13 protein-coding genes and 1 pseudogene are annotated in these 13,981 nt (G+C 71.7%); 4 read left to right on the forward strand and 10 right to left on the reverse strand.

Features of this window, described 5'->3' with window-relative positions:
* Positions 1-31: 31 nt before the first annotated feature.
* The 5 genes from B085_RS0127695 to B085_RS0127715 all read right to left on the reverse strand — a co-directional run bounded on the left by B085_RS0127695 (position 32) and on the right by B085_RS0127715 (position 6,328).
* Positions 32-1,651, reverse strand: a complete 1,620-nt coding sequence (locus tag B085_RS0127695) for a glycoside hydrolase family 13 protein (protein ID WP_018561869.1) — start codon at positions 1,649-1,651, stop codon at positions 32-34.
* Positions 1,652-1,749: 98 nt separating this feature from the next.
* Complete coding sequence (locus B085_RS0127700; RefSeq protein ID WP_018561870.1) at positions 1,750-2,631, reverse strand: carbohydrate ABC transporter permease; 882 nt, start codon at positions 2,629-2,631, stop codon at positions 1,750-1,752.
* A 14-nt stretch (positions 2,632-2,645) separates the two neighbouring features.
* The gene (locus B085_RS0127705; RefSeq protein WP_018561871.1) at positions 2,646-3,620 is read right to left on the reverse strand and encodes a carbohydrate ABC transporter permease; all 975 of its coding nucleotides are present in this window, start codon (positions 3,618-3,620) and stop codon (positions 2,646-2,648) included.
* Positions 3,621-3,658: 38 nt separating this feature from the next.
* Positions 3,659-5,071: an extracellular solute-binding protein gene (locus B085_RS0127710; protein ID WP_018561872.1), complete on the reverse strand. Its 1,413-nt coding sequence runs from the start codon at positions 5,069-5,071 to the stop codon at positions 3,659-3,661.
* Between the two features lie 249 nt (positions 5,072-5,320).
* A complete protein-coding gene (locus B085_RS0127715; protein ID WP_026251512.1) occupies positions 5,321-6,328 on the reverse strand; it encodes a LacI family DNA-binding transcriptional regulator in 1,008 nt (335 codons plus the stop codon).
* A gap of 244 nt (positions 6,329-6,572) precedes the next feature.
* Between B085_RS0127715 and B085_RS0127720 the strand changes: the two genes are divergently transcribed.
* Both B085_RS0127720 and B085_RS0127725 read left to right on the forward strand, forming a co-directional pair.
* Positions 6,573-6,968 carry a VOC family protein gene (locus tag B085_RS0127720; protein ID WP_018561874.1) on the forward strand — a complete coding sequence of 132 codons (396 nt, stop codon included), beginning with the start codon at positions 6,573-6,575 and terminating at the stop codon, positions 6,966-6,968.
* A 112-nt stretch (positions 6,969-7,080) separates the two neighbouring features.
* Positions 7,081-7,986 carry a sucrase ferredoxin gene (locus B085_RS0127725; protein WP_018561875.1) on the forward strand — a complete coding sequence of 302 codons (906 nt, stop codon included), beginning with the start codon at positions 7,081-7,083 and terminating at the stop codon, positions 7,984-7,986.
* Here the strand turns inward: B085_RS0127725 and B085_RS0127730 are convergent.
* From B085_RS0127730 to B085_RS0127740, 3 genes are read right to left on the reverse strand one after another with little or no spacing between them, the layout of a single operon-like run.
* Entirely contained in the window at positions 7,953-8,984 is a 1,032-nt protein-coding gene (locus tag B085_RS0127730; RefSeq protein ID WP_018561876.1) for an ABC transporter substrate-binding protein, read from the reverse strand. The genes B085_RS0127725 and B085_RS0127730 overlap by 34 nt on opposite strands.
* A gap of 46 nt (positions 8,985-9,030) precedes the next feature.
* Positions 9,031-9,921 carry an ABC transporter permease gene (locus B085_RS0127735; RefSeq protein WP_018561877.1) on the reverse strand — a complete coding sequence of 297 codons (891 nt, stop codon included), beginning with the start codon at positions 9,919-9,921 and terminating at the stop codon, positions 9,031-9,033.
* Positions 9,911-10,726 (reverse strand): ABC transporter ATP-binding protein, encoded by an 816-nt coding sequence (locus B085_RS0127740; RefSeq protein WP_018561878.1) that lies wholly within the window; start codon positions 10,724-10,726, stop codon positions 9,911-9,913. Before B085_RS0127740 ends, B085_RS0127735 begins: the two co-directional genes overlap by 11 nt.
* A 231-nt stretch (positions 10,727-10,957) precedes the next feature.
* Here B085_RS0127740 and B085_RS0127745 point away from each other — a divergent pair, with 231 nt between their 5' ends.
* Together B085_RS0127745 and B085_RS0127750 are read left to right on the forward strand one after the other, a co-directional pair.
* Positions 10,958-12,595: an ATP-binding protein gene (locus B085_RS0127745; RefSeq protein WP_037732595.1), complete on the forward strand. Its 1,638-nt coding sequence runs from the start codon at positions 10,958-10,960 to the stop codon at positions 12,593-12,595.
* Positions 12,592-13,284: a response regulator gene (locus tag B085_RS0127750; protein ID WP_018561880.1), complete on the forward strand. Its 693-nt coding sequence runs from the start codon at positions 12,592-12,594 to the stop codon at positions 13,282-13,284. Before B085_RS0127745 ends, B085_RS0127750 begins: the two co-directional genes overlap by 4 nt.
* On the opposite strand, the gene B085_RS43965 is transcribed toward B085_RS0127750, so the two are convergent.
* Together B085_RS43965 and B085_RS52005 are read right to left on the reverse strand one after the other, a co-directional pair.
* On the reverse strand, positions 13,226-13,918 hold the full coding sequence (locus B085_RS43965; RefSeq protein ID WP_324603884.1) for an IclR family transcriptional regulator: 693 nt from the start codon (positions 13,916-13,918) through the stop codon (positions 13,226-13,228). The two genes, B085_RS0127750 and B085_RS43965, sit on opposite strands and share 59 nt — an antisense overlap.
* Positions 13,919-13,966 (reverse strand): annotated as a pseudogene (locus B085_RS52005) (hypothetical protein); the annotation flags it as partial.
* Positions 13,967-13,981 lie beyond the last annotated feature (15 nt).

Genomic DNA, 13,981 nt, shown 5'->3' on the forward strand with positions numbered 1-13,981 from the left:
CGCGGGACGCCTACGTCTGCGTCCCGCCGGATCAGGCCGGGTCCTCCAGGCGCAGCCACACGCAGGTGTCCCCGGGCAGCCGGCCGTCCTCGGCGAGCGGGCCGCTGGCCAGCAGGAGCCGCAGGTGCGCGGGGAGGGCGACGGGGTCCGCGGACAGGTTGAGCACGCAGCCGAAGCCGCCCTCACGGCGGAAGGCGAGCACGTCCCCGGGGCCGTCGAGCCAGTCCATCGGGCCCTCGCCGAGGCCGGGTTCGGCGCGGCGGAGCTCCAGCGCCGTCCGGTACAGGCTCAGCATGGAGCCGGGGTCGCTCTCCTGCGTCTCGGCGGTGTAGCGCGCCCAGTCCGCCGGCTGCGGCAGCCAGGGACGGTCGCCCCCGAAGCCGTACGGCGGCGCCTCCCCCGACCAGGGCAGCGGCACCCTGCAGCCGTCACGGCCCGGGTCGGTGCCGCCGGAGCGGAAGTACATCGGGTCCTGCAGCCGCTCGGCCGGGATGTCCTCGACCTCGGGCAGCCCCAGCTCCTCGCCCTGGAAGAGGTAGACCGAACCGGGCAGGGCCAGGGTCAGCAGGGCGGCGGCGCGGGCCCGCCGGGTGCCGAGCTCCAGGTCCGTGGGGATGCCGTGCGCCTTGGCGGCGAAGGCGAAGCCGGTGTCGCTGCGTCCGTAGCGGGTGACGGTCCGGGTGACGTCGTGGTTGGCCAGCACCCAGGTGGCCGGCGCGCCGACCGGGGCGTGCGCGGCGAGGGTCCCGTCGATGGAGGCGCGCAGCCGCTCCGGTTCCCAGGGGCAGGCCAGGAAGTCGAAGTTGAAGGCGGTGTGCAGCTCGTCGGGACGCAGGTAGCGGGCGAAGCGCTCGGTGTCCGGCAGCCACACCTCGCCGATCAGCACGCCGTCGTACGGGTCGGCGACGGCCCGCCACGAGCGGTAGATGTCGTGCAGTTCGTCGCGGTCGATGTAGGGATGCGGGTCGGTGCCCTCCACGAAGTCGGGCAGGTCCGGGTCCTTGGCGACCATGGCGGCGGAGTCGATGCGCACCCCCGCCACGCCGCGGTCGAACCAGAATCGCAGCACGTCCTCGTGCTCCTGCCGCACAGCGGGGTGCGACCAGTTGAGGTCGGGCTGCTCCGGGGCGAACAGGTGCAGGTACCAGTCGCCGTCCGGGAGCCGGGTCCAGGCGGAGCCGCCGAACTGCGAACGCCAGCCGTTGGGCGGCAGTTCACCGTCCTCGCCGCGGCCGGTGCGGAAGTGGAACAGCTTGCGCTCGGCGCTGCCCGGCCCGGCTTCCAGCGCCGCCCGGAACCAGACGTGCCGGTCGGAGACGTGGTTGGGGACGATGTCGACGATGGTGCGGATGCCCAGGGCGCGTGCCTCGGCGATGAGCTTCTCGGCATCGGCCAGGGTGCCGAACGCCGGGTCGATGGCCCGGTAGTCGGCGACGTCGTAGCCGCCGTCGGCCATCGGCGAGGGGTACCAGGGGTTGAACCAGAGCGCGTCCACGCCCAGCGCGGCCAGGTACGGCAGTCTGGACCGCACCCCGGCGAGGTCGCCGGTGCCGTCCGCGTCTCCGTCGGCGAAGCTGCGTGCGTACACCTGGTAGATGGCGGCGCCGCGCCACCACGCGTCGGTGTCCTCGGCCGGGTGGGTGTCTGCCACGTGACTGGTCCTTTCGGGCAGCTGGGACCGCGCCGCCCGCCCCGTGGCGGGCGGCGTGGTACTGGACGGGTGCGGCCGGAGGCCGCCGGGGCCGGGTCTCAGCCCTTGAGGCCGCCGGCGGTGAGGCCGCTCATGATGTTGCGCTGGAAGATCAGGAAGATCAGCAGGGTGGGCACCGAGGCCATCGCGATGGCCGCGAGGAGCCAGTTCTCCGGCACCCCGCTGGCGAGCGAGTAGATGCCGACGTTGAGCGTCTGCTTCGTCGGGTCGGGCAGGGTGAGCATCGGCCAGAGGAAGTCCTTCCAGACCCCGACGATCGCGAAGATGGAGACCACTCCGAGGATCGGGCGGGAGATCGGCAGGACGATCGACCACAGGGTGCGCAGCGGGGAGGCTCCGTCGATGGCGGAGGCGTCCAGCAGTTCCTGCGGGACCGAGTCGAAGAACCGCTTCAGGAGGAAGATGTTGAAGGCGTTGGTGACCGACGGCAGCCAGATCACCCAGGGCGAGTTGAGCAGGTTGCGCTCAAAGATCGGCACGTCGTACACCGTCAGGTACTGCGGTACGACCAGGACAGTGGCCGGGATCATCAGCGTGGCCAGCATCATCCCCAGGATCACGTTGCCCAGCACCGGACGGAGTTTGGACAGCGAGTAGGCGGCCGCCACGTCGAACAGGAGCTGGAAGGCGAGCGCCCCGAAGGCGTACCAGAGGGTGTTGAGCAGCAGGTGGGACAGGTCCATCACGTCCCACGCGCTCTTGTAGTTCTCGGGGTGGATCGCGTGCGGGAAGGCGGTGGGCGGGATCTGCGCGAACTCCTGGGTGGACTTCAAGCCGTTGGAGGCCATCCAGTACAGCGGGCCGAGGAAGACGAGCGTGAAGCCGACCAGAACCAGGGCGAGGACGGTCCGGTAGACGATCTTGCCGCGGCGGCTCGCCAGCTGCGTCGGCGATATCAGCGTTCGGGTGCTGCTGCTCATCGGTGTGTCCCGTCCTACTCGTCCGCGGCGCGGCTGAGCCGCACGTAGCCGGCGGAGAAGATCGCCAGCAGTACGAGCAGCACCAGGCCGAGCGCCGCGGCACCGCCGTAGTTGTTGAAGCTGAAGGCGTACTGGTAGATCAGGTAGACGACGGTGGTCGTGGATCCCTCCGGGCCCGAGCCGCCGGTCAGCAGGAAGGGTTCGGTGAAGACCTGCATCGTGGCGATGATCTGCATCAGCAGCATCAGCGACAGGATGAGCCGGGTCTGCGGGATCGTCACGTGCCAGATCTTGCGCAGCAGTCCGGCGCCGTCGAGCTCGGCGGCCTCGTACAGCTCGCCGGGGATGCCCTGGAGGGCGGCCAGGTAGATCAGGGTGGCGCCGCCCATGTTCATCCAGGTGGAGGCGATGACCACCGAGAGCATGGCGGTGTCGGTGGACTGCAGCCACTGCTGGGTGGGCAGGTGCAGCGTCTCCAGGATGCGGTTGAACAGGCCGTACTCGGGGTTGTAGAAGTTCTTGAAGAGCAGCACCGAGGCCACCGGCGGCAGCATGACCGGCAGGTACACCAGCAGCCGCAGATAACCCCGCGTGTGCCGCATCTCGTTGAGCAGCAGTGCCACGAAGAAGGGCACCGCGAAGCCGAGCAGCAGGGCCAGGCCGGTGAAGAGCAGGGTGTTGCGCCAGGCCTGCCAGAACGCGGGGTCGTGGAGGACGTAGTTCAGGTTGGACCAGCCGACCCAGGTGGTCTGCCCGCCCTCGGTCTTCTGGAAGGCCAGCAGGAACTCCCGCACCATCGGGTACCACGAGAAGAACGCGAAGCACAGCACGGCGCCGATCAGGAACGCGTGCGCGGTGAGGTTGCGGCGCAGGGCGCGGCCGGCCCGCCCCGGACGTCGGCCGTCCGGGGCGGGGCGGCGCACCGTACGGCGCGACCGGCTCTTCGCGGGAGTGCTGGCGGGCAGGGTGGGGGCGCTGGGGGCCGACATCGTCGCTCCTGGGTGCCGGGGGGCCGAGGGGGCCTGGGCTACTGGTTGGCGAGGACCTGGTTGACCTGGGTCTCCGCGGTGGACAGCAGCTTGGCGGCGTCCGCGTTCTTGTTCGTCAGGACTCCGGACATCACGTTGTCCAGGACCTTGTAGATCTCCTGCGCCTTCGGCGGCTCGGCCTTGCCGGGGACCGGGTTGTCCATGAAGGCGCGGAAGTTCTCGACCGGCATGGTGGCGCTGGCGGCCTTCAGCTGGTCGTCCTTCGTCTTGCTGGCGCCGGTGAAGAAGGCCGGCTGCGGCAGGCCGACGGGGAGGCCGTCCGTCTTGCTGCGGGCGTAGTCGAACTGGCCCTTGCCGGGGGTGAGGGTCTTGAAGTTCAGCCAGGCGATGGCGGCCTTGATCTTGTCGGGCGAGCTGCCCTTCTTGATCATGTAGTCATTGCCGCCGAAGAGGGTGGCCTTGCCGCCGGGGATCGGGCCCATGCCGAAGTTGGCGTAGTCGGCGCCGAGCTGCTGGACCATGTACGTGATGTCGTCGGGCGCCGCCAGGAACATGCCGAGCTTGTCGGTGGCCATCTGCTTCTGCAGGTCGCCCCACTTCAGCAGCTGGGTCTGGCCCATGCTGTTGTCGGTCCAGCGCATGTCGTGCAGGTTCTGCACGATCTCCTTGCCGAGGTCGGTGTTGAAGGCCGCCTTGGTGCCGTCGGCGGACACGACGTCGCCGCCCAGGCCGTACATCGTCGCGGTGTAGTGCCAGCCGCCGGTGTTCTGCGCGCTGTACTCGCCGTAGCCCGACACGCCCTTGCCGACGCCCGCGACGGCCTTGGCCGCGGTACGCACATCGTCCCAGGTGGTCGGGGGCTTGTTGGGGTCCAGGCCGGCCTGGGTGAAGAGCTTGCGGTTGATCAGCAGGCCCATCCGGTAGTTGCTGGTGGGCAGGCCGTAGAGCTTGCCGTCCTTCTTCAGCACGTCGAGCACGTTGGAGTCGATGTCCGCCAGCGCCGGGACGGTCTTGTCGGTGACGTACGCGCTGATGTCCGCGGCGCCGTCGTTGTCGAGCACCTGCTGCAGGTCGGTGAAGTACGTGTAGAACACGTCCGGTTGCGACTTGGCCTTCAGCGCGGCCGTGAACCGGGCCGGCTCCTCGCACTGACCGGGCGTCGACTTACCGTCGATCGTCACGTTCGGGTACTTCTTGTTGAAGGTGGCGACGTCCTCCTTCCACTCCTTGAGCTCCGCCTTCTTCGCGGCCGGCGGCATGCAGTCGATGGTCAGCGTGACCTTGGCCTTGGGGTCCAGCGGGGCGGTGGGGTCGGACGAACCGCCGCCCGCGTTGTTGTCGTTGTCCGCGCTGCTGCTGGTACCGCAGGCGGTCAGGGCGGCCAGGGCCAGCGCGGAGACGAGCGTGGCCGCGGTGGCACGGCGGGCGGGGCGGAACCAGGAGCTTCTCATCGGTGGTCCCCTTCGGGCATGAGCGTGGAAGACCCCCGACCACACGCAGCGGGGGCGTCGCACACTCAAGCACCACAAACAGATGTCCGCAATATCTCGCGCAGATTTCGCAAAACATTGACCGCCTTGCGCAGCTCACCAACGAAGGCCGCGAACACCGGGCACGCGGCGGGAACCCCGAGGCCGCAAACGCGGACCGGGCGGTTCCGACGATGTCGGAACCGCCCGGTCCGCCGGACGCGGCGACGCTCAGCCGCGCACGGGCCCCGTCGTCCCGCGGACGACCAGCTCCGGCTCGTAGAGCAGTTCGTCGGAGGCCACCTGCTTGCCCGCGATCTTCAGCGCGAGCAGCTCCACGGCGGTACGGCCCATCGCCTCGATCGGCTGCCGCACCGTGGTCAGCGGCGGGTCCGTGCAGGTCATGAACGCCGAGTCGTCGTAGCCGACAACGGACACGTCACCGGGGACGGACAGCCCCAGCCGGCGCGCCGCCCGCACGGCGCCCAGCGCCATCGGGTCGTTGGCGCAGATGATCCCGGTGACCCCGCGCTCCCAGAGCTTGGCGGCCGCGGCCTGGCCGCCCTCCAGGGTGAACATCGCCCGCCCCACGTGCTCGTCCGGCAGCGACCCGCCGCCCGCGGCCGCGGCCGCGCGCGCCGCGATCAGCTTGCGCCGCGAGGGCATGTGGTCGGTGGGCCCGAGCAGCAGCCCGATCCGCTCGTGGCCGAGCGAGGACAGGTGCCGCCAGGCCTGCTCCACGGCGACCGCGTCGTCGCACGACACCCTGGGGAAGCCGAGGTCCTCGATGGCGGCGTTGATCAGCACCACCGGCAGGTTCCGCTCCGCCAGCAGGCGGTAGTGGTCGTGCGGCGCGTCCGCCTGCGCGTACAGGCCGCCGGCGAAGACCACGCCGGAGACGTGCTGCTGGAGCAGGAGCGAGACGTAGTCCGCCTCCGACACCCCGCCCGCGGTCTGGGTGCACAGCACCGGCGTCAGCCCCTGCTGGGCGAGGGCGGCGCCGACGATGTCGGCGAAGGCCGGGAAGATCGGGTTCTGCAGCTCCGGCAGCACCAGCCCGACCAGCCGGGCGCGGTTCCCCCGCAACTGCGTCGGCCGCTCGTACCCCAGCACGTCGAGGGCCGTGAGCACCGCCTGCCGGGTGCCCTCGGACACCCCCGGCTTCCCGTTCAGCACACGGCTGACGGTGGCCTCACTGACCCCGACCTTCTTCGCTACTTCGGCAAGCCGTCGCGTCATGAGCGCAAGCATACGACATGACCTGCAAGTGGTTTGCGCTCTTGCGCAAGTCCAGCGAGACGCAGGAGACGGGGCCGTACCGCCGGTGCCGGCGGGGCGAAAGCGCCGCTCCGCTGGTCGTCGGGGTCACCGCCGCCCTCGGGGCGGGTGGCACCGGCCTGCCGCGAACTTGCCAGTACGCCTGCCCGGTTGCACCGGCGGTGGACCATACTCTGTGGTCCCGTCCGAACGTTCTGGGAGAGTCATGACGAGCAGGTTCACGGAGCTCACCGTCGACTGCCACCATCCGGAGAGGCTCGCGGCCTTCTGGTGCGAGGTCCTGGGCTTCGAGGTCATCGACCGGAGCGAGGGCAAGGTCGAGATCGGCTCCTGGGTGCCGACCGTCGAGGAGGTCCGGGCCCGTCAGATGCCGCCGACCCTGCTGTTCGTCCGGGTGCCCGAGGGCAAGGCCGTGAAGAACCGCCTCCACCTCGACGTCAGCCCGATCGACGGCAGTACCGAGGACGAGGTGACCAGACTGCTCGGCCTGGGCGCCACCAGGACGGATGTGGGGCAGGGCCCGGACCGGAGCTGGGTGGTCATGGCGGACCCCGAGGGCAACGAGTTCGACGTCCTGCGCACCCTGGCACCGCAGCACTAGTCCGCGACCGGGCACTGGCACCCGCGCACCGGACCGCCTTCCGCACCACGCCTCGCGCAGTACGGGAGGGGCCGGAGGACCGCGGGCGATGCAGAAGGTTAGGCTTACCTTCATGAGCACCTGCACCTCCGCGTCCAGCTCGCTGGCGGAGCCCGTCGCCGCCACCGCGGCCACCGCGCGGACCTGGCTGCTGCTGGAGCAGCCGGGGCCGTGGGGCCCCAAGGCACTGACCGGGAGCCATCTGGATCCGCGGGTGGGCCGGGCGCTGGAACGCGCCGCGGCCGGCACCGGGGTGCGGGTCGGCCTGATCCGGCGGCCCGGGCGGCACGCGGACCGGCACGACGTACGGCGGCGCACCGCGTACGTGGCGCACACCGTGCCGGGCGGCACGTGGGTGCGGGAGGCGGTCGTCGAGGACCCGGGCGCGCTGCTGGGCCTCGACTTCGGGGCGCTGGGCCGCGGCGACCACCGCGGCTTCGGGATGCCGTACGAGGGGGACCCGCTCGCCCTCGTCTGCACCAACGGCAAGCGGGACCGCTGCTGCGCCCTCAAGGGCCGGCCGCTCGCCGCGGAGCTGGCCGCCTCGGGGCTCGGCGAGGTCTGGGAGGTGACCCACCTGGGCGGGCACCGGTTCTCGCCGACGATGCTGGTGCTGCCGTACGGCTACGCCTACGGCCGCGTCGACGCCGAGTTGGCCCGCCAGGTGCTGGCGGCCGCCCGCGAGGGCGACATGGTGCTGGAGGGCTGCCGCGGGCGTTCCGCGTGGGAGCGTCCGGGCCAGGCCGCCGAACTGGCGGTGCGGCGGCTGACCGGCGAAGTGCGCACCGAGGCGCTGACCGTGGACGGCGAGCACGGCACCCGCGTGCGTCACCTCGACGGCCGGGCCTGGGACGTCGAGGTCACCGCGGTCGCGGCGGAGCCGCCCCGGCCCGAGAGCTGCGGGGCGGCCCTGGGAGCGCCGCTGCGCATGGAGGTCAGCGGCATTCAGCCGGCGCTCTTGACGAACTCCGTGGTGTAGGTCCTGCCGAGGTCCACCTCGGCGTTCTGCAGGTTGGGGTTGAAAGCCTTGAGGACCCGCTCCACCGTCTCGGGTCCGCCCTCGGGCATCACTCCGTCCTTGGTGAACATCGGCAGCGTGCTCTCGATCGCCTTGACGTAGAGGTCCTGCCCGCCTCCCTGCGCGTAGTCGGAGGGCATCTTCGCGGCGATCTCCGCGGCGCTGTGCGTGGACATCCAGCGCAGCGTCTTCACGAAGGCGTTGGCGAGCTTCTGGACGGTCTCCTTGTGGCCGTTCACCCACTCCGTCTGCATGTAGAGGCTGGAGGACGGGTACAGCCCGCCGAGCGCTTGCCGGGAGCCCTCCGGGGTGCGCATGTCGATGAGCACCTTGCCGAGTCCCTTGTCCAGGATCGTGGCCACGGTCGGGTCCGTGGTCATGCCGCCCTGGATCGAGCCCTGCTCCATCGCGGAGATGAAGGTCTGGCCGGCGCCGACCGCGACCGGGGTGAACTCGCTGGTCTTCACGCCGTTGCTGACGGCGAGGTACTTGGTCAGGAAGTCCGTGGACGAGCCGATGCCGGTCACGCCCAACTTCCTGCCCTTGAAGTCCTTGGCGCTCGTGAGGTCGCCGGCCGCCGCGTCGGAGACGATCTCCACCTCGCCGGGCGCCTGCGAGAACTGCACGACGGACTCCACCTGCTTGCCCTTCACCTGAAGGTCGAGCGTGTGGTCGTAGAAGCCCACGGTGCCCTGCACGTCGCCGGAGACGAGCGCGGTCTCGGCCTGTACGCCGGCCGGCTCGGTGAGCAGTTCGACGTCCAGGCCCTCGGCCTTGAAGTAGCCGAGCCGCTCGGTGAGCATCGCGGGCAGGTAGATGACCTTGTCCAGGCCGCCGACCATGATCTTGACCTTGTCGCCGCCCGAGCCGGAGGCGGAGTCCCCGCCGCAGGCGGTGAGCGTGGTGAGGGCGAGGGCGGAGGCGGCGACCGCGGCCGCGGCCTTGAGGGGCGTGCGCATCTGGTTCACGTCCTTGTGAAGGGGAGGGAACGGCGGTGGGGGTGGGTCAGCGGTCGGAACCGGCCTCGGCCGGCTTCCAGCGGAACAGCCGCTTCTCCAGGAAGGTCAGCAGGCCCTCGGCGAGCAGCGCGACGACCGCGAGGATCGCCATCGCGGCGTACACGCCGGCGGAGTTGAAGGTGCCCTGCGAGGCGGCGACCAGCAGGCCGAGGCCCTTGGTGGCGCCGATGTACTCGCCGACGATGGCGCCGATGAGGGCGAACCCGAAGCTCACATGGAGGCTGGTGAAGATCCAGGAGGTGGCCGAGGGGATGACGACCTGGAAGGTGACCTGCCGGTCGCGGGCGCCCAGGATCCGGGAGTTGGCGACCAGGTTGCGGTCGACCTCGCGGGCGCCCTGGAAGGCGTTGAAGAAGACCGGGAAGAAGACCAGGACGACGGCGGAGGCCACCTTGGAGGCCGGACCGAGTCCGAACCAGATCAGGAAGATCGGCGCGAGCACGATCCGCGGCAGCGCGTTGAGCACCTTGATGTACGGGCCGAGCACATCGGCGAGGAAGCGGATCCGCCCGAGGGCGATGCCGAGCACCACGCCCGCGACGACGCCGATGACCCAGCCGAGCAGGGCCTCGTAGAGCGTGTACCAGATCTGCTCCCACAAGGTGCCCTGCGCGGTGCCGTCCACGGCCCAGGTGCGGATCTGCTCCCAGATCCTCGACGGCATCGAGAAGTGGAAGGGGTCGACGGCCCCGGCCCTGGCCAGCCACTCCCACAGCCCGAGGACGGCGACCAGCAGCAGCACGCGGCTGCCGTGGACGAGATGGCTCCGGTTGCGGGCGGCGCGGGCGCGGGTGCGCGCGCGGTCGGTGCTCGCGGGGTTTGTGGTGGCGGGGTCTGTGGTGGCGGCCGAGCCGGCCGCCACGGTCTCAGGCGACATCGGCCGCGCTCCTCTCGCGGGTGATACGGACCTCTTCGCCGAGCGAGGCCCAGATCTCCCGGTAGATCTCGATGAACCGCGGCTCCAGCCGCACGGACTCGACCCGGCGCGGGCGCGGCAGGTCGATCTCGAAGACCTCCTTGACCGTGGCGGGCCCGGCGGTCATGACGACGACCTTGTCGGCGAGCGCGATGGACTCCTCCAGGTCGTGGGTGACGAAGACGACCGAGGCGCCCGTGCCGGACCACAGCTCCAGCAGTTCGTCCGACATCAGCGCGCGGGTCTGCACGTCGAGCGCGGAGAAGGGCTCGTCCATGAGCAGGATCTCGGGGTCGTTGACGAAGGTGGCGGCGAGCGCGACGCGCTTGCGCTGGCCGCCCGACAGCTGGTGCGGATAGCGGTCCTCGAAGGCGGACAGGCCGACGCGGGCGAGCCACTCGCGGGCCCGCTCCCTGGCCTCGGTCTTGGGCACGCCGCGGAAGCGGGGGCCGGCCATCACGTTGGACAGCACCGTCCGCCAGGGGAAGACGGCGTCCTGCTGGAAGACGAAGCCGACCTTGTCGCCGATGCCGCGCACCGGCTCGCCGGCGACCAGCACCTCGCCCTCGGTGGGCTCCTCCAGCCCGCTGACCAGGGTCAGCGTCGTGGACTTGCCGCAACCGGTCGGGCCCACGACGGCCACGAACTCCCCGCGCCCGATGGTCAGGTCGAGGTCGCGGACGGCCGTGTGCAGGGCCCCGGACGGGGTCCGGAAGGCTTTGCCCGCACCCCGCAGTTCGATGGCGGGGCTGGTGTGTGTGCTCATGCGCCGGGACGGTAGGTGCGGCCCGGGTCACGACGGGACCCTTGCGGTCACAACTCCGCCTTGTGCCCACAACCGGCTGTTCTGCTCGTTTTGCTCGCGCTACAGCAACGAAAGGGCCACGGGGGCTGGGCAGCGGGCCCCGGCCGCGTTTACGTTGCGTTCACAGCCGGGCAAACGGACGAGCGAATTCCGCAAGGGCGCGGAACACCGGGAAGGGCGGGGGTGACGTCGATGCGGATCCGCTGGCCCCGCCGTGTCTTCGCCCAGGTGCTGCTCGTCCAGGTCGTCCTCACCACCGGTGTGATCACCCTGGCGACCGTGCTGTTCCTCGCCCCGCTCAGCTCCCAGCTCGACCAGCAGGCGATGCGGCAGGCGCTGTCGATCGCCCAGACCACCGCCGCGACCCCGGGGCTGGCCCAGGACCTGGTCAGCACCCGGCCGAGCGTCACCGGCCCGGTGCAGGAGGAGGCCGAGCGGATCCGCCGTGCCACCGGCGCCCTCTACATCGTCGTCATGGACACCCGCGGTGTCCGCTGGTCGCACACGGACGTCACCCAGATCGGCCGGCACGTCTCCACCGACCCCAGCGTGGCCCTCGCGGGGCGCGAGATCATGCAGATCGACCGGGGCACCCTCGGGCGCTCCGCGCGGGCCAAGGTGCCGCTGCACGGGCCCGACGGCAGGATCGTGGGCGCCGTGTCGGTGGGCATCGCGTACGACAGCGTGCGGGAGCGGCTGCTGGCCACGGTGCCCGTGCTGCTGCTGTCGGCGGGCGCCGCCCTCGGGGTCGGCGTCGTCGCGGCGCTGCTGGTGTCGCGGCGGCTGCAGCGCAGGACGCACGGTCTCGCCTTCGCCGACATCTCCGCGCTGCTCGACGAGCGCGAGGCGATGCTGCACGGCATCCGGGAGGGCGTCATCGCCCTGGACGCCCTGGGCAGGGTGCGGCTGCTCAACGACGAGGCGCAGCGGCTGCTGGGCCTCGGCCCGGACGCCTCGGGCCGCGCGCTGGACGAGGTGCTGCCGCCCGGGCGGACGACCGACGTGCTGACCGGGCGGGTCGCGGGCACCGACCTGCTCACCGTCAGCGGGTCGCGGGTGCTGGTCGCCAACCGTATGCCCACCGGGGACGGCGGGGCGGTGGCCACCCTGCGGGACCGCACCGAACTGGAGCGGCTGGGGCGCGAACTGGACAGTACGCACGGGCTGCTGGACGCGCTGCGCGCCCAGGACCACGAGCACGCCAACAGGCTGCACACCCTGCTCGGGCTGCTCGAACTCGGCCTGTACGACGAGGCGGTGGACTTCGTCGGCGAGGTCGCCGACGCCCATCGGGCCTCCGCGGAACAGGTCGCGGAACGGGTCAGGGACCCGCTGGTGTCCGCCCTGCTGGTCGGCAAGTCGGCGATCGCCGCGGAGCGGGGCGCGAGCCTGTCGGTCTCCGCCGCCACCTTGCTGCCCGACCGGGTCGTGGACCCGCGCGACCTGGTCACCGTGCTCGGCAACCTCATCGACAACGCCCTGGACGCGGCCCGTTCGCTCGTCGAGGTCGAGCTGCGCGCCGAGGGCACGACCGTCGTGCTGCGGGTGTCCGACGACGGTCCCGGGGTGCCGCCCGAGGCCCGTGAGCGGATCTTCGCCGAGGGCTGGACGACGAAGCGGTCCCCCGCGCACCGCGGCCGCGGGCTCGGTCTCGCCCTCGTACGGCGGCTCGCCGAACGGTACGGCGGCATGGCCCGGGTGACCGCCCGCGCGGGCGGCGGCGCGGTCTTCACCGTCGTCCTGCCGGAGGCGCTGGCGGGGGCGGAACTGACCACGGCGGTGTCCGCGGCCTCCGCGGCGTCCGCAGGATCCGCGGGGGGAGCACGATGATCGACGTCATGGTCGTGGACGACGATTTCCGCGTCGTCGAGATCAACGCGGCGTACGTCGCCAAGGTCCCCGGATTCCGGGTGACCGCCCGAGCCCACACCGCGGCCCAGGCGCTGGCGACGCTGGAGCGTATGCACGTCGACCTCGTCCTGCTCGACCACTACCTGCCGGACGAGACCGGCCTCACCCTGGTGCGGCGCATGCGCCAGCTCGGCCACACCGCGGACGTCATCATGGTGACGGCCGCCCGCGACGTGGCGACCGTGCAGGCGGCGATGCGCTTCGGCGCGCTGCAGTACCTGGTCAAGCCGTTCAGCTTCGCCGGTCTGCGGGGCAAGCTGGACGCCTACGCGGCGCTGCGCCGCACGCTCGACGGCGTCGGCGGGCGCGGCGAAGCCGGCCAGGAACAGGTGGACCGCATCTTCGGCGCGCTGCGCACCGCCGGTGCGGCGCCGGCGGAACTGCCCAAGGGGCACTCGGCGCCCACCGCCGACCTGGTGCGCAAGGTCCTCACCGAGGCCGCGCGGCCGCTCTCGGCCCACGAGGTCGCCGAACGCGCGGGCATCAGCCGCTCCACCGCGCAGCGCTACCTGAAGTTCCTGGAGCGCGAGGGCAGGATCAGCCTGACCCTCAAGTACGGCGACACCGGCCGCCCCGAGCACCGCTACGCGTGGGCGCGGAGCGGCTGATCGCCTTCACCGGCGGGCGAGTTCTAGGCTCAGCGCCCGTGCCGCCGCGCACACCACCGGCGCGACGCGGTCCGGCAGCACGCCCGCGTGGCGCCCGTGACGGAGACAGCGGCGACGGGGAAGCGGCGCGGGCCGAGCCGCGGCCCGTAGACGGGGCGGCGACGGCGGACACGCCGACCTCGGCCTCCTCCCAGTTCACGGCGTATCCGCGGGCGCGGGTGCGCACGAGGTCCGGCCGGAGCAGCCGCGGCACGACGATGGTGCGCGGGGTGCGGCGGCGCAGCCCCACACCGAGCACCGCGGCCAGGCCGGGCGGGGTCCGGTGGGCGAGCAGCGCCTTGCCGGTGGCGGTGCAGTACGAGGAAAGGCGGCCTCCGGCCCGGGCGGTGATCCGCGTCGAGCGGCGGCCGGTGAGCTTCTCCAGGACGACGGTGTCGGCGCCGTCGACGACGGCGAGGTGCACGTTCTCGTGGGTGGCCTCGTACAACTCCTCGATGAACGGCGGCGCCGCCTCGCACAGCCCCCGGTGCGGCACGCGCCGGCCCAGTTCGAAGAGGGCGAGGCCGAGCCGGTAGTCGTCCGTCCCCCGCTCGACGAGGCCGACGGCGGTCAGTTCGGCGAGCAGCAGGTGCACGGTCGACTTGGGCAGGCCCGTGCGGGCGGCGAGTTCGCCGAGCGGGATCCCGTCCTCGCCCCG

The organism is Streptomyces sp. BoleA5 (genome assembly GCF_000373665.1).
Classification (GTDB): Bacteria; Actinomycetota; Actinomycetes; order Streptomycetales; family Streptomycetaceae; genus Actinacidiphila.

Excerpts from the sequence above, each read along its gene's own strand:
- B085_RS0127700 (WP_018561870.1), bottom strand. The coding sequence starts at position 2,631 with ATGAGCAGCAGCACCCGAACGCTGATATCGCCGACGCAGCTGGCGAGC.
- B085_RS0127750 (WP_018561880.1), top strand. The coding sequence starts at position 12,592 with ATGATCGACGTCATGGTCGTGGACGACGATTTCCGCGTCGTCGAGATC.
- B085_RS0127735 (WP_018561877.1), bottom strand. The coding sequence starts at position 9,921 with ATGTCGCCTGAGACCGTGGCGGCCGGCTCGGCCGCCACCACAGACCCC.
- B085_RS0127730 (WP_018561876.1), bottom strand. The coding sequence starts at position 8,984 with ATGCGCACGCCCCTCAAGGCCGCGGCCGCGGTCGCCGCCTCCGCCCTC.
- B085_RS0127725 (WP_018561875.1), top strand. The coding sequence starts at position 7,081 with ATGAGCACCTGCACCTCCGCGTCCAGCTCGCTGGCGGAGCCCGTCGCC.
- B085_RS0127745 (WP_037732595.1), top strand. The coding sequence starts at position 10,958 with ATGCGGATCCGCTGGCCCCGCCGTGTCTTCGCCCAGGTGCTGCTCGTC.
- B085_RS0127720 (WP_018561874.1), top strand. The coding sequence starts at position 6,573 with ATGACGAGCAGGTTCACGGAGCTCACCGTCGACTGCCACCATCCGGAG.
- B085_RS0127740 (WP_018561878.1), bottom strand. The coding sequence starts at position 10,726 with ATGAGCACACACACCAGCCCCGCCATCGAACTGCGGGGTGCGGGCAAA.
- B085_RS0127715 (WP_026251512.1), bottom strand. The coding sequence starts at position 6,328 with ATGACGCGACGGCTTGCCGAAGTAGCGAAGAAGGTCGGGGTCAGTGAG.
- B085_RS0127710 (WP_018561872.1), bottom strand. The coding sequence starts at position 5,071 with ATGAGAAGCTCCTGGTTCCGCCCCGCCCGCCGTGCCACCGCGGCCACG.
- B085_RS0127705 (WP_018561871.1), bottom strand. The coding sequence starts at position 3,620 with ATGTCGGCCCCCAGCGCCCCCACCCTGCCCGCCAGCACTCCCGCGAAG.